At 35.7% G+C, this 25,880-nt stretch carries 14 protein-coding genes; 8 read left to right on the top strand and 6 right to left on the bottom strand.

Annotated elements, in window-relative coordinates; genetic code table 11:
* The first annotated feature begins 18 nt into the window (after nt 1–18).
* The 5 genes from asnB to N4A35_12900 all read left to right on the top strand — a co-directional run bounded on the left by asnB (nt 19) and on the right by N4A35_12900 (nt 7,631).
* A complete protein-coding gene (asnB, locus tag N4A35_12880; GenBank protein ID MCT4582300.1) occupies nt 19–1,902 on the top strand; it encodes an asparagine synthase (glutamine-hydrolyzing) in 1,884 nt (627 codons plus the stop codon).
* A 168-nt stretch (nt 1,903–2,070) separates the two neighbouring features.
* Nucleotides 2,071–5,406, top strand: a complete 3,336-nt coding sequence (locus N4A35_12885; GenBank protein MCT4582301.1) for a PKD domain-containing protein — start codon at nt 2,071–2,073, stop codon at nt 5,404–5,406.
* Nucleotides 5,407–5,428: 22 nt separating this feature from the next.
* The gene (locus N4A35_12890) at nt 5,429–6,661 is read left to right on the top strand and encodes a 3-phosphoshikimate 1-carboxyvinyltransferase (protein MCT4582302.1); all 1,233 of its coding nucleotides are present in this window, start codon (nt 5,429–5,431) and stop codon (nt 6,659–6,661) included.
* Nucleotides 6,662–6,723: 62 nt separating this feature from the next.
* Nucleotides 6,724–7,110: a DUF59 domain-containing protein gene (locus N4A35_12895; GenBank protein MCT4582303.1), complete on the top strand. Its 387-nt coding sequence runs from the start codon at nt 6,724–6,726 to the stop codon at nt 7,108–7,110.
* 14 nt (nt 7,111–7,124) lie between these two features.
* On the top strand, nt 7,125–7,631 hold the full coding sequence (locus tag N4A35_12900; GenBank protein ID MCT4582304.1) for a DUF2480 family protein: 507 nt from the start codon (nt 7,125–7,127) through the stop codon (nt 7,629–7,631).
* A gap of 3 nt (nt 7,632–7,634) precedes the next feature.
* On the opposite strand, the gene glmM is transcribed toward N4A35_12900, so the two are convergent.
* The 6 genes from glmM to gldA form a co-directional block, all read right to left on the bottom strand.
* A complete protein-coding gene (gene glmM / locus N4A35_12905; protein ID MCT4582305.1) occupies nt 7,635–9,020 on the bottom strand; it encodes a phosphoglucosamine mutase in 1,386 nt (461 codons plus the stop codon).
* 75 nt (nt 9,021–9,095) lie between these two features.
* Nucleotides 9,096–14,021, bottom strand: coding sequence for a T9SS type A sorting domain-containing protein (locus N4A35_12910; GenBank protein MCT4582306.1), 4,926 nt, complete (start codon nt 14,019–14,021; stop codon nt 9,096–9,098).
* A 97-nt stretch (nt 14,022–14,118) separates the two neighbouring features.
* Nucleotides 14,119–16,191, bottom strand: coding sequence for a T9SS type A sorting domain-containing protein (locus N4A35_12915; GenBank protein ID MCT4582307.1), 2,073 nt, complete (start codon nt 16,189–16,191; stop codon nt 14,119–14,121).
* An 18-nt stretch (nt 16,192–16,209) separates the two neighbouring features.
* Nucleotides 16,210–17,562: a tail fiber domain-containing protein gene (locus N4A35_12920; protein ID MCT4582308.1), complete on the bottom strand. Its 1,353-nt coding sequence runs from the start codon at nt 17,560–17,562 to the stop codon at nt 16,210–16,212.
* Between the two features lie 130 nt (nt 17,563–17,692).
* Nucleotides 17,693–18,946 carry a methionine adenosyltransferase gene (gene metK, locus N4A35_12925; protein ID MCT4582309.1) on the bottom strand — a complete coding sequence of 418 codons (1,254 nt, stop codon included), beginning with the start codon at nt 18,944–18,946 and terminating at the stop codon, nt 17,693–17,695.
* A 171-nt stretch (nt 18,947–19,117) separates the two neighbouring features.
* Nucleotides 19,118–20,017 (bottom strand): gliding motility-associated ABC transporter ATP-binding subunit GldA, encoded by a 900-nt coding sequence (gene gldA / locus N4A35_12930; protein MCT4582310.1) that lies wholly within the window; start codon nt 20,015–20,017, stop codon nt 19,118–19,120.
* A gap of 88 nt (nt 20,018–20,105) precedes the next feature.
* On the opposite strand from gldA, the gene rsgA reads away from it, so the two are divergent.
* From rsgA to N4A35_12945, 3 genes are all read left to right on the top strand, one after another.
* Nucleotides 20,106–21,050: a ribosome small subunit-dependent GTPase A gene (gene rsgA / locus N4A35_12935; GenBank protein MCT4582311.1), complete on the top strand. Its 945-nt coding sequence runs from the start codon at nt 20,106–20,108 to the stop codon at nt 21,048–21,050.
* Between the two features lie 6 nt (nt 21,051–21,056).
* Nucleotides 21,057–21,497 (top strand): D-aminoacyl-tRNA deacylase, encoded by a 441-nt coding sequence (gene dtd / locus N4A35_12940; protein MCT4582312.1) that lies wholly within the window; start codon nt 21,057–21,059, stop codon nt 21,495–21,497.
* Nucleotides 21,498–21,759: 262 nt separating this feature from the next.
* A partial coding sequence (locus N4A35_12945; protein MCT4582313.1) for a tandem-95 repeat protein occupies nt 21,760–25,880 on the top strand: 4,121 nt, incomplete at its 3' end.

Genomic DNA, 25,880 nt, shown 5'->3' on the forward strand with positions numbered 1-25,880 from the left:
CATAAATAAATATAAGATATGTGCGGAATAAATGGGGTATATAATTTAAGAGGAGTAGAGAATCCAAATGCTGTAATTCAGAAGATGAATGAGCGTACAACCCATAGAGGTCCTGATTTTACTGGGGATTATTCCGATGAAGCAATTATACTTGGTCATAATCGGTTGTCTATAATTGATTTAAGCAACAATGCGAACCAACCTCTTTTTAGTAATGATCAAAATTTGGTGCTTGTTTTTAATGGAGAGATTTATAATTACTTAAAGTTGAAAGAAATACTGAAAGATGATTATGAGTTTAAAACAAGTTCAGATAGTGAAGTTTTAATTGCTGCATATCAAAAATGGGGTAAAGGCTGTGTACATAAATTAGAGGGGATGTTTGCTTTTGCAATTTGGGATAAATCTCAGAAAACGCTTTTTGTTGTACGTGACCGTCTAGGAATTAAGCCTCTGTACTATTTTGATAATAACCAAAATTTTGCTTTTTCATCTGAATTGAGAGGTCTTTTAGATTTACCATTTATTGATCGAAAAGTTAATGAGGAGAGTCTAGTTGATTATTTAAGATACGGAACGGTGCATGCTCCTAATACAATCGTAGAAGGGGTTAAAATGCTTGAAGCAGGTTACTATATTTGGCTTTCAGAAGATGAATATCAGGTAGAGAAGTATTGGGATGTGAATACTTTTATCAACAGGAAAGCTGAAAACCAAAGTTATGAGGAAGTAAAGAAAGAGGTGAAAGAACGCTTGTCTAAAGCTGTAAAAAATAGGATGCAATCTGATGTACCTTATGGTGCTTTTTTAAGTGGAGGAATTGACTCTAGTGCTGTGGTAGCATTAATGAGTGAAGCTAGTGATAAACCAGTAAAAACATTTTCAATTTCATTTGCTGAGGAAGAGTATAGTGAAGCTAAATATGCGAGACAAATCGCTGATAAATTCAAAACAGAACATACGGAGATCAAATTATCTCCAATGGATTTTCTAAAAGATTTGCCAGTAGCAATGGATGCTATGGATCATCCAAGTGCAGATGGTTTAAATTCTTATATCGTTTCCAAAGTAACCAAAGAGAAAGGAGTTACAATGGCTTTGTCTGGATTGGGAGGAGATGAACTTTTTGCAGGGTATGACATTTTTCATCGAGCAGTCAATTTGTTAGATAAAAAATGGTCCTATTCATTTCCTTTGGTTTTAAGGAAGTTGGCTGGAAGTACACTAAAGTTATTTAAGCCATCTATAGCTTCTGATAAAATAACAGAAATTATTACTCAAAAATATTTAGAATTACCTTTTTACTATCCTATTAATCGCCAGATCTTAACGGATGATATTGTAAAAAAAGTAATGAATAAAGTAGTGTTGCCTGAAAATCGAGTTTTTGAAATTGGGGTAACGAATTTGGATGTAGAAACTGCTGGCTTCAAAGCTCCTTTTTTGAGTAAAGTTGCTTATTTAGAAATGAATACCTATATGCAAAATGTTTTGTTAAGGGATGTCGATCAAATGAGTATGGCAAGTGCTCTTGAAGTTCGGGTACCATTTTTAGATCATCAATTGGTTGAATATATACATGGAGTTCCTGATGAGTATAAATTTCCTTACTCCCCTAAAAAGCTTTTAGTAGATAGTTTAGGAGATTTGTTGCCTCCGGAGATTGTAAATCGGGAAAAAATGGGGTTTGTCTTTCCTTGGCAAAATTGGCTAAAAAAAGAATTAAAAGCTTTTTGTGAGGAGCAACTAGAATGGTTAAAAACTCAACCTAGTTTTAATGAAATAGCAATTGATGAAGTGTGGAGCTTGTTTTTAGCAGGGAATTATAAAATAACTTGGAGTAGAGTTTGGCACTTGGTTGTTTTGGCGTATTGGTTGAAAAAGAATGAAATAGCAGCATAAGCTATTGTCTTTTTCGTAGTTTTTGTCCTTGTTTTTTAGGTATTCAGCCTATTTTTATATAATTCAGAAAATAGTTGTGTATAAAAGCAACCTATTTGTTAAATTTACGTTATCGTTTTGTTAGGCTTTCGAATCGAATTTCGTTAGCGCTTATTGATATGTAATGTTATGAGGGTTTTTATATTAGTATTATTTGTTGCTTGTTTTGGAGTATATTCGTATGGACAAGTCACTATAGCTCAAGGTAATATCACTTCGTGTAACGAAGTGATCTATGATTCTGGAGATGTTGGTGGTCCTGGCTATTCAAATAATGAGTTATATACGATTACTATTTGTCCAGATGATCCAACTAAAACAATTAATTTAGAGTTTCAAATCTTTAATTTGGATCCTACAAATACTGCTCCAGGTGGTCAGCCAAATAATGCCGATTTTATGTCTGTTTATGATGGTGATAATACAGGGGCAACATCGTTAGGAACCTATGTAGGAAATCAATTAAATGGAGTCTTGGTGGGGACATCTTCTTCAAATACCACTGGGTGTATTACTTTAACTTTTCAATCAAATGATGTAGGGACGGGTAACTTTACCATTTTGGCTACTTGTACAACTCCTTGTGCTCCACCATTTGCTGCTGCAACATCAGACCCTGATACAGTTGCTAGAATATGTAAAGGAGATGTCGTTGCTTTTGATGGTTCTAATTCATTTGCTCAACCTGGTTTTAATTTAGAAATGTATTATTGGGACTACGATAATGGAGCAGATCCTGATAGTGTTAGTGGCGTTACAACAACACATGTTTTTAATGACGAAGGGGCTTATCGAGTATCTTTAAGAGTAAGGGATGATAATCCTGATACAAGATGTTTTAATACCAATGCTGTAGAAATGGTGGTGTTAGTTGCACCAGACCCTGAGTTTGATCCTATGACAGTTGGAGGTCCTATTTGTTTAGGAGAGTCAGCCGTTGTAGAAGCTTTTCCTGATCAATATGCACAAGATTGGACAGGAGCGCCGTATGCCAATTTAGGAGGAGCACAATTTATTCCTGATCAAGTAGGTTCTTGTTTTACATCAACGTTAAATTTTGGAGTATTTAATCCTGGACAACAAATCACATCGATTAATGATTTGTTGGGGATTTCAATGAACTTTGAGCATTCTTATATGGGAGATTTACAAGTTAGTATTATCTGCCCAACCGGACAGAGTGTAATTATGCACAATCAGGGTGGGAGTGGAACCTTTTTAGGGGTTCCAATAGATCCAGGTCCAGGTCCAGGAACAGGTTGGGATTATACATGGAGTCCTACTGCTACTAACGGAACTTGGGTCGATAATTCTGCAGGAAATACTACTTTGCCATCAGGAACATATGAAAGTTTAAACTCTTTAGGAGGTTTAGTTGGGTGTGATTTAAATGGAGTATGGCAAATAGAAATTTGTGATTTATTAGGGTCAGATGATGGATATGTTTTTAGTTGGGGAATTGATTTTGCTCCTCACCTTTTTCCAGGGGTTAGTTATTTTAAACCAGAGATTGGATTACTCGCAGACTCATCATATTGGGCGCCAGACCCAACTGCAGCAATGTCAGCAGATGGGAATACAATTACTGTAACACCAACTTCAGCAGGAAGTCATGCTTATACTTATACTGTTGTAAATAATCACGGTTGTACAAATGATACTACAGTTAATGTGACGGTAACTCCTAACCCGATAACAGATGCAGGGGTAGATGCAACAGTTTGTGCAAATGTTCCCTTTCAATTAGGGGCAAGCGTTTCTCCCAATCCAGGTGCTGTAGTGTATAATTGGTCTCCAGCAACAGGATTGTCTAATCCTAATGTTGCCAATCCTACTACTACCATTACCAATGATATTACTTACACCGTTCAAGCATACAGAGCTGGACATCCACTTTGTTATACTGAGGATCAAGTCACATTAACAATTACAAACCCGCCACCAGCAGGAGCAGATAATTCTGTCGATTATTGTCAAACTGACCCAGCAGTAAACTTAAATTCGTTACTGGATGGAACAGCTACAGCAGGTGGAGCATGGTTTGATAGTAATGGAAATACACCAGCATTAGCATTTAATCCAGCAATGCAGTCTACAGATACTCTGATCTATGTAACAGGTGACCCAAATATTGGTTGTACAGATACAGCTCAAATAGCTATTCAAGTAGCTTTGCCTTTCGTTTTAAGCTTATCCAATGATACTACAATTTGTGAAAACGGAACCGCTATTATTGGTGTTAACCCTACTGGTGGTTTTGGTGCTCCTTATGTTGAAACTTGGAATCAAAATTTAGTAGGAAATGGACCGCATAATATAAATCCAACAGCAAATGAGTGTTATGATGTTTTTGTGACTGATGCTAATGGTTGTATATCTTCTACTGAAACTGTTTGTGTAAACCTTAACCCTCCATTGCAATTAACCAATACAGGAAATACCACAATTTGCTTAAATACAAGTACTTTGCTAGATGCTGTGATCTCAGCAGGGGGAGATGGTGGCCCTTATAATTATGAATGGAGTGATGGTACCAATACTATCGCTGCTATTAGTCAAGTAAATGTTTCACCAACAGAATTAACACAATACTGCCTAACAATGACAGATAACTGTGAATCTACTCCTGTAACTGAGTGTTTAGAAGTTGATTTATATGAGCAGCCTGAAGCTTCTTTTAGTGCAGATAAAGTTGATGGATGTTTTCCTATTCAAGTCACTTTTACTAATGAAACAGCACCTCATTTAGTAAATAATGTGTTGTGGAGTTTTGGTAATGGTTCTTTATCCGATGCGCTTGGAGATGTAACGACTGTTTATGGAGCTCCAATATGTTATGATGTTAAATTAACGGTTACATCTCCAGATGGGTGTGTTGACGATACGCTGATGGTCAATTATATTTGTCCTTTTGACTATCCTACAGCAGAGTTTAATATGAATCCTAACCCAACAACATTCTTTGATACCAATATCGATTTCGAAAATTTATCTTCAGATGATGCTATACTATATAACTGGGATTTTGGTGTAGATGCTAATCCTCCGACAGCTACAGAAAAAGAGTTGTTGGTAAGATATCCGTCTGAAAAGACTGGGATTTACCCTGTTACTTTGGTTGTAGAAAATGCAGATGGATGTACAGATACTGTAACACATGAATTAGTGGTTAATAGTGTTTTTACGTTGTATGTTCCTAATGCTTTTTCACCTAATAATGATGGGTTTAATGAAACTTTTGTTGTACAAGGAGAGTCGGTTTCTACTGAAGGGTTCTTATTGAGAATATTTGATAGAAATGGAGGTGTAGTGTTTGAAACAACAGATATGAATGAAGCTTGGAATGGAAATTCTGCCAACGGAACACCATTGCCGACAGGAGTGTATGTCTGGAAAGTAGAGGCAAAAGATATTTATTCTGATGAGGTTAAAGAGTCTTTTGGGCATGTTTCTTTATTGAGATAAAATCTTTTTATACTTTCGTTGTGTGAAATTAATAAAGAGAACGGGAAGTATAAAAAATACGGTTGCTTTACCTGCTTCTAAAAGTGAGAGTAATCGAGTCTTGATTATTAATCAACTAGCAGGAGAGGAGTTCAATGGTTTGAAGAATCTTTCTGATGCTGAGGATACCAAAATTTTAAAACGTTTATTACAAACAAAACAAGAGAGTCTAGATGTTGGCCATGCAGGTACAGCTATGCGGTTTTTGACAGCTTATCTTGCAATTAATAGTAAAGATAGAGTTGTAGAATTAACGGGGTCAGAAAGAATGAAACAACGACCAATTAAATTGTTGGTTGAGGCACTAAATAGTCTAGGTGCAGAAATTCATTACCTTGATCAAGAAGGGTATCCTCCCATACAAATTAGAAAAGGGAAGTTACTTGGAGAGCAAGTTAGTATAGATCCCTCAATTAGTTCACAATACTTGTCTGCCTTATTAATGATTGCTCCGTACTTAAAAAACGGCTTGAACATAAAACTGGAGGGAAATGTCGTGTCAGCTCCATACATTGAGATGACGATTCAATTAATGCGTCACTTTGGAGTAAAAGTTGAAGAAAAATCTGGAAGCTATTTTATTCCTAACCAAAGATATATTTCAACCCAGTATGTGGTTGAGTCTGATTGGAGTGCAGCTGCCTATTGGTATGAAATGGCTAGTTTATCTGATCGTTGCGAAATTCAATTAGATGGTTTAAGAGAAAATAGCTTACAAGGAGATACAGCTCTTACCTTTATATATCAACAATTGGGGGTAGAAACTGTATGGAATAAAAGAGGGGTGCTTTTAAAAAAACAAAAAAACGTCCAATACGATTATGATAAGGTTTATCAGTTTGATCTAATTAACTCACCAGACCTAGCTCAATCTCTAATATGTACATGTGCAGGTTTAGGAATTAAGGCTTATTTCTCAGGTTTGTCAACACTCAAAATTAAGGAAACAGATCGGTTATTAGCTTTGCAAAAGGAGTTAAAGAAGATGAATGTATCATTGGAAATAGGAGACGATTATGCGAGCTTATCCTATCGTGCTATGCTAAAGCGTCCAACTGCTCCAATCGATACTTATAATGATCATAGAATGGCTATGGCTTTTGCTCCATTGGTCTTAAAAGTTAATGAAATGGAGCTTAATTCTCCAGAAGTAGTTAAGAAGTCCTATCCCTCTTTTTGGGACGATATGCAGCAAGTAGTTGATGTTGTACTTTAAAATATCTATAGAGTGAAATCTTTTGTATATCTTTGCTTTAGAATTAATCTAAATAATGAATTATGGGATTGTTTTCGAAGAAAGAAGAAAAGGCAGTAGAGGAAAAGAATAACGAGGAGTTGCCAAAAGATAAAGCAGAAGCTAAAAAGGTATTGGAGAAAAAGATCATCAATGTTTTAAAGACAATACATGATCCAGAGATTCCTGTTGATATATTTGAACTAGGTTTGATATACGAGATTAAAATAGATGATGATTTTAATGTTGCTATAGAGATGACATTGACTTCTCCAAATTGTCCAGTTGCTGAATCAATGCCTAATGAGGTTAAAGAGAAAACAGGGTTTGTATATGGAGTTAACAAAGTAGCTGTAAATATTGTTTTTGATCCACCTTGGACACATGATTATATGAGTGAAGAAGCAAAGTTAGAATTAGGTTTTTTGTAAAAAAAATAAATATAATGGAGGGGGAAATCATAAATAAAGTTGCCAAAAGTGGCTTGATAACATTTAACCTAGAAGATTATTATCCTAAAGGAAGACGCGTTATAGTCGATATAGAACCTTTCTTATGGAAAGGAATAGTGGTGAAGGAAAAGGAGTTTAGAAAAGCGGTAAAGGCTTTTGATTGGGCTCAATATAAAGGGCAATATGTTGCTTTGAACTGTTCTGCTGATGCTATTATTCCCAGTTGGGCTTACATGTTAATTACCATAGAATTGATGGATTATGCACATCAAGTGGTGTTAGGGGACTTAGAAGACCTTGAAAAGGTAATGTTTGTAGAAGCTTTGTCTAAAATTGATTATACACAGTATACAGACAAACGAGTAATCGTAAAAGGGTGTAGCCATTATCCCGTTCCTGAAATGGCATATTCTTATGTTATTCAACAAATGAAACCCTATACCAAATCTTTGATGTTCGGTGAAGCGTGTTCAACTGTTCCGCTATATAAGAAGAAATAAAGTTTAGGCTAAACTTTTTATTTTGTCCATTATAGAGTAAGCCAATTCATTAGCTTTTTGTTCATTTTCGCTCTCGGAATAGATTCTGATGATTGGTTCCGTATTACTTTTTCTTAAATGAACCCATTCTTTTTCAAAGTAGATTTTAACCCCGTCTATAGTGTCAATTTCATTGCCCTCAAATTCATTCTTAATAGATTCTAAGATGGCATCAACATCCATGTCTGGTTCTAGTTCTATTTTGTTTTTAGATATCGTATATTGAGGGAATTTGGCCTTAACTTGGCTCATTTTTGTGCCACATTCAGCTAAGTAAGTCAAAAATAAAGCAATACCAACTAAAGCATCTCTACCATAATGTAGTTCAGGATAGATAATTCCACCATTTCCTTCACCACCAATTACAGCTTGAGTTTCTTTCATTTTAGCAACGACATTTACTTCTCCAACAGCCGCAGCTTGATAATTACAGCCTTTAGCTTCAGTAACATCTCTTAATGCCCTAGTAGAAGACAAGTTTGAAACTGTATTCCCTTTCGTATTTTCAAGAACATAGTCAGCAATAGCAACAAGTGTATATTCTTCTCCAAACATGGTTCCATCCTCATTCACAAATGCCAATCGATCTACATCAGGGTCTACAACGATTCCTAAATCCGCTCCAGTAGCTTTAATTTTTTCAGAAATTTCCGTTAAATTTTCTGGTAATGGTTCAGGGTTATGTGGGAATTCACCAGTTGGTTCAGAATAAAGTTCTATAACTTCTTTAACTCCTAAAGCTCTTAAAAGGGCAGGGACAAAAATCCCACCTGTACTGTTAACACTATCACAAACAATTTTAAAATTAGACATTTCAATCAATTGTTTGTTGACTAAAGGTAAATTCAGGATTGCATTGATATGTTTTTCAAGATATGAATGATCTTGTTTTACTTTCCCTAGCGCATCAACATGAGCAAACTCAATGTTCCCTTGTTCAGCTATTGCTAAAATATTTTTACCTTCTTTATCAGAAATAAACTCTCCTTTTTCATTAAGCAATTTTAATGCATTCCATTGTTTAGGATTGTGGCTAGCAGTAAGGATGATTCCTCCTTGCGCTTTCTCCATTGGAACAGCAACTTCGACAGTTGGAGTTGTTGATAAATCCAAATCAACAACGTTAATCCCTAGCCCTTGTAATGTTCCTATACACAAGTTTTTGACCATCTCTCCTGAAATACGAGCATCTCTACCAACAACAACAGTAGTCGTGTTAGCAGAATTGTTGTTGAGTATCCATTGGCCATAAGCAGCAGTAAACTTTACTACATCTATAGGTGTTAAGTTATCTCCAATGTTACCTCCAATTGTTCCTCTAATTCCAGAAATTGATTTTATTAACGTCATTTTAATCGAATTTGTGCCAAAAATAAGCATAAAAAAAGAGGCAAAGCGCCTCTTTTTAGTAAAGTTAATAACATTCTATTTTTCAATAATTAATGGAATATTATTGGATATGGTCTTGTGTTGACTAAGAATTCTAACCGTATAGATACCAGAGTTTATTTCATGAATAGGTATTTCGATATTGTTATTCCCTTCTAAACCTGTAGTGTTTATCGATTTAATCATTTGTCCAATGCTGTTGTAAATTTGTATAGAAACACCAGCATCATAATTATTTAAATGATAGTTAACATGAATGATATTGTTAGCAGGGTTAGGGTATACCTCTGTAATTTGTTCAGTTTTAAAGTAAATATGTCTAGGTCCGTATTCTTTGGTGTTACCATCTAAATCATATTGGATAAGCTTATAATAAGAATCTCCAGCAATAGGGTCAGTGTCTGTATATTGATAATCAGTTTCAATTGAACTATTACCAGCGGCATTTAGTTTACCAATAAATTCCCAGTTTTCAGCATCAGTACTTCTTAAGATATCAAAGTAATCACTGTTAATCTCTGTTGTGGTAGTCCAAGATAAATGAACGGAATTATCAATAGGTTGAGCATCAAAGTGCGTGAGTTCTACAGGAAGTGGTGCTCCAAATTTGGGGTGAATGACAAAATGTGAAAATGTACTCGTTTGAAATTCTAAGTATAATACATTTGATGAAGAAGTTACTGATGCAGGAACTGTACCAGCACTAGTGATGGTCATCAAGCTAGATCCTCCAGAGAAATCCATTACATTGTTGCTAAACTTAGTAACGTCAAGATCATTCACACCTAGAGTTGTACCATAAGCAGTAGATAAAGCATTTAATTCAGCTTGAGTAAAATAAAGTCGAATAGTTGCCAATTCTTGGTTGGTAGGTGTGATACCAAATCTCCTTTGTAAATAAGGGAAATTATGGTGGGGAGGTACGAAGAAAAACTGAACTACAGGATCAATACTCACTCTAACTAACGTATTTCCTAGTCCCGTTCCAGCACTAGCATCATTTATAGAAGCGATGATTCTTTGAGGTGCAAATAGTTCATCTTGAAAATGAACAAGTGTATTGTCATTATCTAAAAAGCATGATTTTCGATCTCCATTCTGAGCGATGTCTGCAACGTTAGGAACGTCATATAGAACGTCAGAATCTATAATTGTACCAGCACTAGGAACACCACAGTTGTCGGCAGAAAATGCAGTAACATTATAGGTGGCATCTGCATAATGTGAAGCAGGTAGCGTAAAAGTAGAAGCTGAATTTGGGATGGTAACTGTAGTGGCTGTTCCTCCATTTATAGTATACTGAACAATGTAAGGACCAGAACCATTTAGATTCCAAATTAAATCTTCATTAGCTCCAGGGCAGGTAACTACATCTGCATCTGCGTCAATTGAAGAAGCAAAAACAAGAGGTCTGGTAAAATCCCAAATTCCAGTAGCAGAGATATTATTACTATTTACTCCTGTAAAGAAACTAAAAGCAGGATCATCAGATGAAGCAAGGTTGTCTTCAACTGAAACATAATCAAAACAAAAAGATAGCATTGAACCTCCTGTGTTTAGTTTGTGGAAGTTAGAAACAGAACCTGTTGTTGTTGATTTTATAGCAATTTCATTTCCTGGTGCCCCAGTAGCAATTAATAAACCATTAGGAGCATTTAAAGTTTGAGTTTGACCACCCTCCAATCGATAAACGTTACCGGCAGTAAATTCTAAAGTGTCATAACTGTGCGATCCATAAATTCTTGCACTACAGTCAAATTTCATATATTCAGTTTGGATATTGCTACCTATTAACATAGGAGAAGTACTCACTACAGAGCTTGTACTAGTAAAATTAACATGATGTAAATTTAAAGCTCCGGAATATAAAATAGGGTTGTTGGTGTTGGTAAAATTAATTACCGAAGTTCCAGGGTTTAAAGAGAAATTGGTAGAGGTTATGGTATTCCAAGTGTAAACGTTTCCTGGGCTATTAGGATTTAAATAGTTTCCATTTCCAGAAATGTTAACAATTGAATTGCTTAGGTTTAAAGTTCTAGGTGAGCTATTTGAACTATGAAACCTCCTCATTTCAAAATTTTGTCCATTGGTATTTAGTGTACCACCATTGATGTAGACATCTTTAGTGGTAGCTAGTTTGTTATTTAAAACAGTCCATGCTCCAGATGAATTTACAAAGGTTAGATCACTACCTAATGTTGTACCTCCAAAGTCAATTGTATTACCTGTTGTATTTGAAATAAAGTCCCAATTTCCAGAAAAATTAGAAGTCGACATAGTTCCGTCAGAAGCTACATTACCATTTACCATTAAACGTCCAGAGTTGGTCAGGTTGACGTTTGATCCAGTAGCTGTGATATTGTTACAGCTAATAGCACCTGTAATAGCAATGTTTGAAGTGCTTCCGTTAAAGCTTAAATTGTCAAATACAACATTGTCATAAGGTCCTGGAATACAAGTGGCATTTCCTTCAGTGTTGACTGGGTTAGTCGTCCAGTGGCCAGGTGTATTCCAAGGGTTGCTATATATTGAGTTCCCACTACCATTTAAGGCTCTCCAATAATAGGTGAAAGTTGATGCTGGTGGGTTAAAAGTCCAATTGGTGTTGCCTCCTAAATCTGAACAGTTACTTACAGTATGAGGGTTTAGTGAATTTGAATTCCCTATCAACGTAAAAGCAAAATTGATAGCTCCTGTGAAGTTAGCGTTAAAAGGATTACCATTAATTCCCTTTATCGTAATAGGTTCAGAAAAACAAGGAGCAACTGAATTAACAGTATTAGTAACAGTAAGGTTGTTCGTTATTCCAAATTCATAAGTTTTTCCACTACTTAAATTTAAGTCTCCATTGATGGTAAGTGAGGTGATATTACCATCTGTAGTTCCAGTACCTAAATCAGCATAAAAACGAGCACTACCATTCAAGGTAACATTTCCATCGTAGGTTACAGTTCTGTTTTTTAAATGGTCTCTAATTCTAAGTGTAGAGTTGGCGTTTTGTAAGGTGAAATTTGGAAAATGAGGATTCCCTCCCCATCCATAAATAGAAACATCTGAAGAAGTAGAGGTGAAAATTACATTAGAATTGGAGTTGTAGGTCATGTTGGACTGCCCCCCCGCGAGGTACCATGGGTTGTTATTAGATAGTGTAACTGTAGAGTTACTAAGGTTTGTGCTTCCACTTCCTCTAAAATAGAGTCGAAGTCCAGTTAGGTTATACCCTCCAGAGTTGAATGAATTTTGACGGAAAAAATAAACATAATTAAAATTTAAATGATCTAATAGTGTATATTGAGAACGGTCTCTAAAGTACATCCAATTGATTGTTTTCCCCGCTGTAAATATTGTGTTACTGGCTTCTCCTTTCATGTTAAAAGTAGCATTGGTTGTAAAGTTTATGTCTGTATCCAATTGCATATTTCCATAGACGTTAATAGCTGCACTTCCAGAGAATGTTGTAGGAGCACTAATTGTCCATGTCATGTTATTACAATTAGCAGTAGCATTTAGATGGACAGTTTTTCCATTGGCCATTGGAGTGAAAAAAACATTGTCTGTTTGGAGAGGAGCACAGTCACCAGCTGTTAATAATGGTGTTCCTGATGGAGAGGTAGACCAGTTTGTTGGTTCAGTCCAGTTGGTATTGGTATTTCCAACCCAATACAAATCTCTAGCTGTTGGCGCTGTGATGTTCCACCCTGTAGTTGTTCCTATACCAAAACCAGAAACGGTATGCCCTCCAGTACCATCGTTACACCTTAGGTTGTCAATAATAAATCCATTCATTGGGTCTGCGCTCACAGATGAAGGCATTGTTAAAAGTCGGTTGTATTCACTTCTAAAACGAGTTGGGTTACAAGGATTTCCTGCAGCAATTAAATCCCCTGTAATAGTTTGATGTCTGAAAAAATTATGTTCCAAACCAACCGAGTTTATTTGAAGTACATTAAAAATATGTTCATGATGAAAATATAAATAACCATTGGTGATTAAAGTGTCAATATTACAAGGGTTAGGACCAAAATGATCATAGAATCTACCAGTACCAGTGTGGTTAATGACATTATAGTTCATACCTCCTAACCTTACAAAGGGGCTTGTGGTTGTGAAAATAATTTGTGAAGAGCCGGCATTAAAGCTAAAGTTTGATGGGGTTGTACCTCGACCTTCCCAAGATGAGTTAGGAGCATTTGTAGTATTGTAAGGATACCTATCGTTTCCTGAAGTTCCAGATATTGTAACAATGGAAGAGTTTAAGTCTAAGATTCTATTGGTCGAAGTTCCACCAGTTTTTACATCCGAATCAAAAGTTAAAAGGTTCAGGTCGTGATCGTTAAAACCGTCATTGGTGGTGAGGTGACCAAAAACAAAATTCAAACTTCCTGCATTAAAATCATCCTGTAAAGCCCATTCTCCACCAATCCCATCAAACTGAACTGCTGATAAGTTATGTCCAGCGGTTGCAATTGTATTTCCACTATTGGTCGATTTGAATAAAAGTTCAGGTCCAGAAGAGTTTCCTCCTACCACGTTCCAGTTCATATTTGTTTGAAGCGTTAAACTTCCATAAACTTCTAAAAAACCAGGGTTGTTAAGCGTAAAAGTAGGTGTTCCTAAGAGAGTGTTAATGGTAGAACCAACGTAAAAATTATTACATCTAGCTTGGGTATTGATCGTAATGGTTGTTGTACCTCCGCTACCAGCAAATGATCCCGAAGTGAAAAAAACATTATCAATTGAACGTGGGGCTTGACAAGGCTCAACTCCAGCTACAGAACCTACTCTCCATGAACATGGAGTATTCCAGTTTCCGTTGTTGGATGCATCTGTTCCTACCCAATATAAATTTAAACTTGTACCATTTCCATTACAGCTTGAACTGGGACCTGATGGACATTGAGAATAGGTGCTCCCATTGATAAGTAGTAGCAAGAATGAGAATAGTTGAATAAAATTTTTCATAAAAAAAGTGCTAATTAAACAGCAAATTTATCCAGAACTATTACAAAAACAAAAAAACTATTGATGAAATAAATAGTTTTTATGATGAGTTGTTGTTTTATTTAGTTACAACTTTTCTGATTTTTGATTGATGAAGCCCATTAAATATAAGGATGTATACTCCTGCCGGTTTATTGGAAAGGTCAATCTTTTTTGGTTCATAGGGGGAGAGTTTTATATTCGATTGAAGTGCTTTACCTTGGAGGTCATAGATGTTAAGGGTGCTTTTTTGGGGTGAGCTGACCTCAAAAAGCTTATTTTCAATGTTGGAAATAGTGATTCTTTCAGAAGAATTTTCAGAGATTAGGGTACAGTCTAATAGGTCAAAGCTAATTGAAACGGAGTCAGCTGGGCAAGCATTGTTATTTACAATATAGGTAAATTGTTGTATTCCAGTAGTTGTATTAGAGAAGTATACTTGGTCATCAAAAATATCGTTCCCTTGGTGATCATACCATGTGCCATTAGTTTGAATGAGCCCGCTTAATGTACTGAATAAATAAACCGTTGAAGAATTACAGTACTCTAGGTCTTCTATAGGATTTCCTGCATAGTTTGTTTCGGAAATTATGATGTTGAAATGAGTAGTGTCAGCATCACAGACATTCGTGTTGATATAGTTTACCACTTCATGGTTGTGAGTCATGTTTCCAGCTACTAAAAGAGAGTCATCTATAATAGCGTTTGGATTTTCGCTATAATTCCATTCTCCTTGAATACTGTAGTTCTGTATGTTTGAAAACAGGTTAACGGTATCATTGATACAGGTGTTTAAACTATCTAAAATAGCATTTCCAGAAGTGTTTTCTAGGGAATAATCTGCTACAGAAAAAAGAATCTCATCTTCAATTGTAGGGGTGTAGCTTCCAATCCAAAAAAAGACAGTGTCGAGTGGTGTTAAATCACATAATTCTAGTGCGGCTTTACCAGGTGCATTACAGACGTTTTGAGTTGATGGCGAAGAAAAGCTCGCAATTCCATGTGTAGTAAATGTAGTGAAATCACTACAGTCACTAATACTGTATGCCCCTAACTTAGTGTTAAAATTAGATAAACATGTTTCAATGACTAAGTGACCAGAGTTAGGAACAATGGTTTTAAACCAAATGGTATTGTTAGGGGAGTTCCCTAGTAAAAAGTTTTCGGCAAATTGAATTCCTGCATTTTTATTATGAGTATGAATGGTTTGGCCATCAGCTGGAACGAAAATGGCATTACAAGAACTGTCGTTAGTTATGGGAGTGTATATTGTTAAAGGGCCAACCCAAGAACTTAAACTAGACATTCCACAATCTTTTTGTAAATACACTTCGTAAACACTGTTGGGCATGAGTTGAGTAATGGTGTCAGTTGAGTTACTGGTGTGGATAAAGTTTCCTTGGCCAAAATTGAAGCCTTTTAAACCATATTGAATATTCCAGCTAGCACCAGGAACAGCATCCCAGTTTAAAATAACAGAGTCCAGGTTTTGATAAGATATGGAGGTGTTTTGTGCTTTAGTACAGTATATCTCTGCGATTTCTATATTATCAATTGCAAAACCATCAGAAGAATAACCGTAATTATCATATTGAGAAAATTTAACTTGAAATGTAGACGAAAAGTTTTGTCCATTACTGGATAGGATATTGGATATTTGGATGTTTTCCCTTTCACTGATCCATGTGTTTTGTGGTAATACTGACCAATCGTATATTTCAATCCAATTATCTTGATCGCTTCCTCTAATAAATATCCTGTCCTCAATATTAGCTTCATCGGCAACATTATTACAATCAAAAGATAAATAGATTGGAGAGGAGAGGGAGGAAGTGGAAAGGTTTAAGGTAAGTATAAGTTCATTGTGACTAAAGGTTCCAAAACCGTTGACATCAAGTGTTACTCCTCCATTTCCACCATTGTTTACAGGTGAGCCTGTTCCACAGAGGGCTCGTCCATTTGGATGACTGGCATTAAATGTCCAGAGAAAGGTTGGGGTACAGACAAGCGTATCATTATTAGAGAGTGTGTCTGCATAATTTTCAAAATTTTCAACAAAAGGTAGGGGAGTTGGAGATAAAGTATTTGGACATTGACTAAAGCAGAACTGAGCAAATGTTAGGGCTAAAGCACCAATAAAAAAATGTTGCATTGTAAGTAATAAAGTGGTTTATTTATTTAAGCTACTTTCAATAGCCTTTAATCTTTCCTCAAGCTCTTTAATTTTTAAAGCTTGACTCTCAATAATAGCTTGTTGTTCTTTTGTTGAGTTGATTAAAGCATAGGTGAATTTGTTAGTGTCTACATTTAAGATTTCTTGTGTTTGTTTTTTTCCATTATCATCAATATAGTCAACCATAATATGTTTGACCATTTCAGGAGCTATTTCTTCTAGCTCTTGTGCAATAATACCTTGATAGGTTTCATTTTTAATAGACTCATTTTCTCCAAAAACATCCCAAAGGTCCTGGTTGTATTGGAAATTATGGGTTTTAACTTTAAGAATCAAATCTAGTCCTTGATTATAATCGGTGATATTTTTTTTAAAGTTTTTGTCTGAAATAATGGTCCATGTATTTGTTCCAACTTTATTTGCAGATCCATTAACAGATAGGTTTGCTGTAGGGCTTGAAGTCAAAATTCCTATCCTATTTACACCTCCATTTATAGCTAACATGGAATAGTCTATAGTGGGATCAATAGTACTTTTTATTCCAATTCTAAAAATATCTCCTGTGGCCTCAGTACTTCCAAAACCTAGGTGAGCCTGAACTGTTCCTCCATCTTGCTCCATTAGGATATAAGCTTGGTCAGATTCAGTGGTATTATCAGTATCCGCTTCAATTTTGATAACACTAGGTCCTGTCCCCCCAGAAACCTCTAAAAGTTCAGTAGGATTAGTGGTCCCAATACCAACATTACCATTGTCTTCAATAACAAAACGGTCGGTTTGGGTAGACCCATCTAAACCTCCCCAAATACTAAATTGGTTATTATCTCCGCCTAGTGCTACATTATATGCTCTTAATTCCCAATGAACATCAGTTCCACTAGTTTCTGTTATTCTAAATGTAGAAGGGTCGTTTCCACTAGACAGTTCAAAGTCATTAGTGGTGGTGTTGACTCCAATTGAAACCCTTCCCATTGTATACATGTTATCATTTATATCATCTGGGTCAGCTGTAGTACCTACCTCATACCAGTCTTCATCTGCATTGCCGTTATTATCTGTAATATTAACCCATGAAGTCCCATCCCAATAGTAAAAGCCTTCTCCAGTGGTGATATTAGTATTGTATACCAATAAAGAAGTCGCAGGAGTTGTTACAGGAGCAGCAGTATTTAAGTCAATGATGTTTACTCTAGGAATTAACATCCCCTTATCTGTTGCACTAATGTCAAGGATAGAAGAAGCATCTGGATTGGCTCCTGTTGTGTTAACTCCTACATTTTGGGCAAAATTACTTGAAGTTGAAAAAATAAAACCTAGGAGGCTGCATGCTAGATAGTTGTATGTTTTCATCTTGGGTGAATCTATTGTTGTTGGTTAGAAAAACCAAAGGTATGAAAATAAAAACAGATAATTATCTTATTAACTATTTCTTAAGGTCTATAAAAGAAAAAGCCTTGTCTTAGACAAGGCTTTTAAAATATTAAAGATTAAATTCTTTTTTAATCGTATCTACAAAGTTGAGCTCTTCCCATGGGAATAACTTAACATCTAAAGTTGTTTCTTTTCCTTCAGGGCTGGTAAAAGTTTTCGTAACGACTTTAGTCTCTCTTCCCATGTGGCCATAAGCAGCTGTTTCCGAATAAATAGGAGTTCTTAGGTTGAAACGTTCTTCGATGGCATAAGGCCTCATGTCAAAAATTTCTGATAATTTTTGAGCAATTTCTCCGTCCGTTAAATCTACCTTTGATGTACCATATGTTGATACATATAAACCAACAGGTTTAGCAACACCAATAGCATAGGCAACTTGAACTAAAATTTCATCGGCGATACCGGCAGCAACAGCATTCTTAGCGATGTGTCGAGTTGCATAGGCTCCTGATCGGTCTACTTTACTTGGATCTTTACCTGAAAAAGCCCCACCACCGTGAGCTCCTTTACCACCGTATGTGTCAACGATAATTTTTCTTCCAGTCAAACCTGTATCACCATGAGGTCCCCCAATTACGAATATACCAGTAGGGTTAATATGATATTCAATATCATTGTTAAATAGAGCTTGAATATCAGCAGGCAATAAAGCTTTAACTCTTGGAATTAAAATATTGATAATATCAGCTTTGATTTTGTCTAGCATATTGGTCTCAGAATCAAAATCATCATGTTGAGTAGAAACAACAATAGCATCTATCCTAGATGGCTTATTATCATCGTTATATTCTATCGTTACTTGAGCTTTGGCATCAGGTCTTAAATAGGTAATATCTTTGTTCTCTCTTCTTAACTTAGCTAATTCTTTTAAAAGTAGGTGCGAGATTTCTAAAGCTAAAGGCATGTACGTTTCAGTCTCGTTAGTTGCATAACCAAACATCATTCCTTGATCTCCTGCTCCTTGCTCTTCCTTTACAGCTCTTTCAACACCTTGGTTAATATCAGCAGATTGCTCGTGTATAGCTGAGAAAACACCACATGAGTTTCCATCAAACATGTATTCACTTTTCGTATATCCAATTTTGTTGATGACAGCCCTTGCAATTGATTGAACATCTAAGTAAGCTTTTGATTTCACCTCTCCAGCTAATACCACCTGTCCAGTAGTAACTAATGTTTCACATGCGACTTTAGATTCAGGGTCAAAAGCTAAAAAATTATCAATTAAGGCATCTGAAATTTGATCAGCTACTTTATCTGGATGACCTTCAGAAACCGATTCTGATGTAAATAAATAAGACATTATCTAATGTTGTTTAAATAGTTGTTATAAAATGCTTAGAGAAAGTTGAAAGTTGCAAATCTTATCAAGATAATTTTAGCATTTTTTCTTGTGGTTGCAATCAGCCAAATTTTTCCACTAAACTTAAAAATCTTTGCGAAAGTAAAAAAAATAAATTGAAGTATAACTGATTTATTTAGTTAGTTTTTTGAAGATGCTCTCTAGATCTTCTTTTTCTTGTTGCATTTCAAGTATTAAAAGGCCTTTTTCTTGAGCTACTTTTGCAATGTGTTTCCTAAGATCTTCTTTGTTAGAGGTTTCAAAAAACCAAGTGTTATCTTTAAAATGTTTAGCGCTTGTTTTTTTGTCAGTAAAATCTTTTGGTGTGATTTTAGAATCGAAAGTCACTTTAATGAGTTGTTTGTTACTTTCTTTACTTTTTATGGAGTTGATTTGATCATTGGCAACAATATTACCATCGTTAATAATGATGATTCGGTCACAAATGGCTTCAACCTCTTGCATAATATGAGTGGAAAGTAATACCGTTTTATCTTTAGCGAAAGATTTAATCAGTGCTCTGATTTCTACAAGTTGGTTGGGGTCTAGCCCACTTGTTGGTTCATCTAAAATAAGGACTTCAGGATTGTGAAGCATAGCTTGAGCAAGTCCAACTCTTTGACGGTATCCTTTAGATAAAGTTCCTATCTTTTTGTTTTGTTCTTTGTCTAAGCCCACTGCATGTATCATTTCCTTTACACGTTCTTTTGGTGTGTCGATTCTATGAAGCCTTGCTAGAAATAGCAAATACTCCTTAACATACATGTCAGTATACAACGGATTGTGCTCTGGTAAGTACCCTACTTTCTCTTTGACTTCAAGTGGTTTTTTTATGGTGTCTATTCCACAGATCGAAATCGTACCACTATTTTGGGGAATATAAGTTGTAATCATCTTCATGGTTGTCGACTTTCCAGCTCCATTTGGTCCCAGAAAACCAACTATTTCTCCCGATTGGATTTCAAAACTGATGTCGTTAACAGCAGTTTGCTCTCCATATATTTTGGTGACATTTTTTATAGAAATAGACATAAGTAATATACTTTTATTGTATAGTTTTGCAGACAAAGATAAGTTTTTATGGCTAATTTATTTGAGTTGGGCTTTTTTAGGTGAATTTATGGAGTTAAAAAAAGGTGTAGTTGTTCGTTCTACTGGTAGTTGGTATTCTGTTAGAGTAGATAAAGGTGAATTTTATGATGTTAGAATCAAAGGAAAATTCAGAAACAAAGGGATTAAAACAACTAATCCTATTGCCGTAGGAGATGAGGTCGTGTTTGAGTTAAGAGAAAATGGTGATGGGATAATTAATGAAATTCTACCAAGAAATAACTACATCATTAGAAAATCTGTTAATCTTTCTAAACAAGCACATATTATTGCAAGTAATATTGATCAAGCTTTATTATTAGTAACCATTGCCTCGCCATCAACTTCAACAGGTTTTATTGACCGGTTTTTAGTTACTGCCGAAGCTTATCATATACCTGTAACAATAGTTTTTAATAAAATAGACGCCTACTCCCAAAGTGAATTGGCAACGCTAAAAGAATGGAGAGGAGTTTATGAGAAAATAGGGTATAATTGTTTAGAAATCTCAGCAATAAATAAGGATGGGGTAGCTGAAGTTAAAGCGTTAATGAAAGATCAAACGACTTTACTTTCTGGCCATTCTGGTGTAGGAAAATCAACATTAGTAAATGCAATTGATGCTTCTCTAAATTTAAAAACAGCAAGTGTCTCTAATTCTCATAATAAAGGAAAGCATACGACAACATTTGCTGAAATGTTTGAATTAGAAATGGGTGGTTTTTTGATTGATACACCAGGGATTAAAGGGTTCGGTTTAGTAGAGTTTGATAGAGCAGATTTATCGCATTACTTTATTGAATTTAGGGAGTTTTTGCATGATTGTAAATTTAATAATTGTCAACATGTCAATGAACCAAAATGTGCCGTGATTAATGCGGTAAAGAAAGGCGAAATAGCAGCATTTAGATACCAGAATTATTTAATGATGTGGAATGAGGATGAAAATGAGATTTATAGGACTGAAAACTATTAATACCTAATGAAATTATTAATTCAACGTGTCAAAGAGGCATCTGTTAAAGTAGAAGCAGAAGTTGTAGGGAGTATCGATCAAGGTTTGTTAGTTTTTATTGGAATTGAAAAAGGCGACACTCAAAAGGATATTGACTATTTAACAAAAAAAGTTTTAAATCTTCGAATCTTTGAAAATGATAGGGGGCGAATAGACCAATCAATAATAGATGTTGAAGGAGAGTTGTTGTTGATTAGTCAGTTTACCTTGTGTGGAAATGTTAAAAAAGGTAATAGGCCTTCATTTACTGCGTCTGCAGCACCTAATGAGGCAATTGAGCTTTATACAAAATTTATTGCAAAAGTTAAAGCGGAATGTAGTTTGAAAGTCGAAACAGGTGTTTTCGGAGCTGCTATGGAAGTAGCCTTGATTAATGATGGTCCATTTACGTTAAGTCTTGATAGTTAAAGGTGAAAGCTGATAAAAATCAGTTTTTAATTGAACTAAAAAAGACCAAAGAATCTTAATTAATTGTTAATAAATATTCCGTTTTGTAGAAAAGAATAAGAAAAACGCAATGTACAACGATTAAAAAGTGTGTTTTGTCTAAATTATAGCCTGAATTTTATATAAGTCAGTATTAAGGCCTAATTTTGCAAATTGAAATAGGATTGTTTTGTTTTTAAATGAAAAATAAAGCAATTCGTATAAAATTGTAAAATATATTAATATGAACTTGTTAATAAAAGTTAAAGGAAATTACTATTCACTTCTTTCATTGATGCTGTTGTTCTTTGTTTCTACTAGTGTATTAGCAGAGGGAACCAGACAAATGTCTCCAGTTAATAGTGCAAATGGTACAGCTTTGGTTGTTTGGCCATCAAGTACAAGAGGTACTTATTTAAATGCTCCTGTAGATCAGAGGCTTCAATTTACTGTTGATGATCATACTACAGAAAATTTATACTTTGGTTTTCACACTAGGACTTATGATAATTTTAGTTCAGCTGTAGTAACTGATGCTTATTATAGAATATATAATCAAGCAGGAACTCAAGTGGCAGGTCCAACATTAATTCCTACTACAGGTGCGGGATATATCCAAGATTATAATGAAGCTTTTGCTGGTCCAAATATTGGAGGAGCAACACCAGCTGGATATACACCTTTCCTTTTTGATCCAACAACTAATGGAGATTTTTATATAGAAATTTACAGAAGCTCAGATGGAGGAACAACTTCAAATAATTTAGAGATTATGATGCCGTTTTTTGATTTTACGGTTTCAGATCCTTCTAATAATCAGGTTGATGGTCGTGTTTGGTGTAGAAAGTGGAGTTTTGCAACTGTTGACTTAGTCGCTGTAGATGGTGGAGGTAATAATACTTATAATAATGCACTAGGTGGATCTTCTTTGGCTGACTTTTTTGTTTATACACAAGATCAACAAATATTATCAATTGATTTTCAAACAGGTTTTAATCCTTTAGCTTTTGAGATTACCACAAACTTTTATGGGATCTCAAATACAGGAAACTTTACTAATGATAGACGTTCAACCAATAACTTTACAGGTGTTTCACCTACCTTAGCAAATGGATATCAGATATTTCTAAATCAACCTGATTTGAATATTTTTCCTATTTCACCAACGTCTCAACCTGCCATAACGTCTAATATTTTTGGTTGTCCAGGTAACTACTTTATTCCATATGTGATTGCAGAAGCAGGGGATATATCAATCTTTTTAGATTTAAATGGAACTCCTGGGTATCAAGCAGGAACAGCCGATTTAGTTTTAGAAGATTATGGTTTGGCAGCTGGAAATCATCTAATGGCATGGAATGGACTGGATGGTCTAGGTAATGTAGCTCCTGTAAATGTTTCAACAAGTGTAGTTGTTACGATATATAGAGGTAGAACAAATATTCCATTATATGATGCTGAGTTAAATACGAATGGTTTAATTGTAACAGGATTATTTCCTGCAACCAATAATAGACCTCTATATTGGGATGATAGGTTGCTAACTGTTAGTGGAGGAACATGTACAGGTGGAACAAATAATACTGAAGTTGTAATTCCTGGTACATCTGCTCAGGCTGGTATGCTTGATGGAGTCTTAGGACCTTCGCATGCTTGGGATGGAACTGGTTCTGGGAATGTTGTTCCAGCTCCAAACTCTGGTTCAGATGGTAGCGCTACAGTGAATTTACTATGTGATGATTTTGGGAATATTAGAACTATAAATACTTGGTTCTGGGCATTGGATGCATCATCTCCTGTTACAGCAATGATTGTTCCAGATTGTGATGTAGATGGTGATGGAATTGATGATATAACAGATATTGATAATGATAATGATGGTATCCTTGATGTAGATGAGAATATAGATGATCCTTTTGGTGATAACGACGGAGATTTAATATATAACTATTTGGATTTAGATTATCCTGGTTTTGTCGATGTGAACTCAGACGGAATTAACGATAACTTTGATTTAGATTTAGATGGTTTAGTCAACGCTATTGATCATGATTCTGATGGAGATGGATGTTTAGATGTTTTTGAAGCAGGTTATACTGATGTTTCTCCTGCAGATGGAGAAGTGGATGGTACAGGATATAATCCTGATGGAACAGTTGCTGGGTCTGATGGCTATGGTTTGCCATTAGATCAAAATGGAAACTTTGTTTTTGATTATCTAGAAAATATAGATACTGATGGAGATGGGTTTGGAGATAATTGTGATGACGATGATGATAATGATGGTATTGTAGATAATTTAGATAATGCACCTTTAGATCCTTCAAGTTGTATTGATGATGATGGAGATGGATGTGATGATTGTTCACAAACAGCAAGTAATGATTTTGCCCCAGGAGCAAATAATGACATTACTAATGATGGTTTAGATACAGACGGAGATGGAATTTGTAATGTTGGAGATTTAGATGATGATAATGATGGATGTCTTGATGTAAATGATACAGATCCTTTAGTCGCTAATCCATTGAATATTGTTGCAACAGCAACTCCAGGTGCTATTTGTGCTGGAGATCCTGTAAATTTATCAGCAACTGGAGGGGCAACTTATACATGGGATAACGGATTGGGTGCTGGAGCTTCTCATTCAGTTAGCCCAACAACTACAACTACTTATACGGTAACAGGAGATAATGGATTGGGATGTACATCAACAGGTACAGTAACTGTAACAGTAACCCCACTTCCAACTACACCAGTAGCAACAAATAATAGTCCTATCTGTGAAGGGGAAACATTAAATTTAACAGCGAGTACTATAACTGGAGCAACCTATGCATGGACTGGGCCAAGTAGTTTTACTTCAACAAGTCAAAACCCAACTGTAAGTACTAGTGCTACTATTTTAATGTCAGGTACTTATTCCGTAACAGCGACTGTGGCTGGTTGTACAAGTTTGCCTGCTACAACATCTGTAACAGTTAATACTATTCCTGCAGCACCAACTGTATCTAGTAACTCTCCTGTTTGTGCAGTTACAGGTGATATCAATTTAACAGCAAGTACAATTGTTGGAGCAACTTACGCATGGACTGGACCAAATAGCTTTTCATCTACTAGTCAGAATCCTTCAATTACTGGAGCAACAGCATTAAATGCAGGTACATATAATGTAACTGCTACTGTAGCTGGTTGTATTAGCCCTTCTGCTACAACAGCTGTTGTGATTAATAATTGTGGACCAACTGCTAATGATGATGTTGCTACTTCTAACTTATTAGAAGATGGGGCAGATGGTACAATTAATATATTAGGAAATGATACTGATATCGATGGAACACCATCAGCGCCAACAAATGGAGTAGGTCAGTATGTAGTTGATTTGGATCCTAGTACTCCAGGAACACAAACAACGTACACTGATGCAACCGGAACTTGGACCTATAATCCAGCAACTGGTGTTGTAACTTTTGATCCAGCAAACGATTATAACGGAACAGCTACGATTACTTATGAATTATTTGATCCAGAAGGAAATAGTGATCAGGCAGTAATTACTTTCACTGTAGATCCAGTAAATGATGTGCCAAGCCAAGGAAATGAAACTTTAACAGGGGTGCAAGAGGATGCAACAACACCAACCACAAGTGGAGATCTAACAGCAAACAATATAGATCCTGATGGAACGACAACAACTGTTACTACAGTAGTCAGTACAACAGGAGGCGGAACAACTACCATAACAGGAGGTGGAACGACAATAGATTATACACCAGCGCCAAACTTCAATGGAGTAGATACGGTAATTTATACGGTGTGTGATGCAGGGACACCAATGCCTGCTCAATGTGTAAACGATACGTTATTTGTAACCGTAGATCCAGTAAATGATGCACCAAGTCAAGGGAACGAAACCTTAACAGTTAATGAAGATGATCCAGCAACAACAAGTGTTGATTTAACAACAAACAATATAGATCCTGATGGAACGACAACAACTGTTACTACTGTAGTCAGTACAACAGGAGGCGGAACAACTACCATAACAGGAGGTGGAACGACAATAGATTATACACCAGCACCAAACTTCAATGGAGTGGATACGGTAATTTATACGGTATGTGATGCTGGAATACCACTGCCAGCAGCATGTGTTAATGATACGTTATTTGTAACAGTTAACCCTATAAATGATGCACCAAGCCAAGGGAACGAAACCTTAACAGGAGTGCAAGAGGATGCAACAACACCAACCACAAGTGGAGATCTAACAGTAAATAATATAGATCCTGATGGAACGACAACGACTGTTACTACTGTAGTAAGTACAACAGGAGGAGGTACCACTACAATTACAAATGGTGG

It is taken from the genome of Flavobacteriales bacterium (genome assembly GCA_025210295.1).
Classification (GTDB): Bacteria; Bacteroidota; Bacteroidia; order Flavobacteriales_D; family Parvicellaceae; genus S010-51.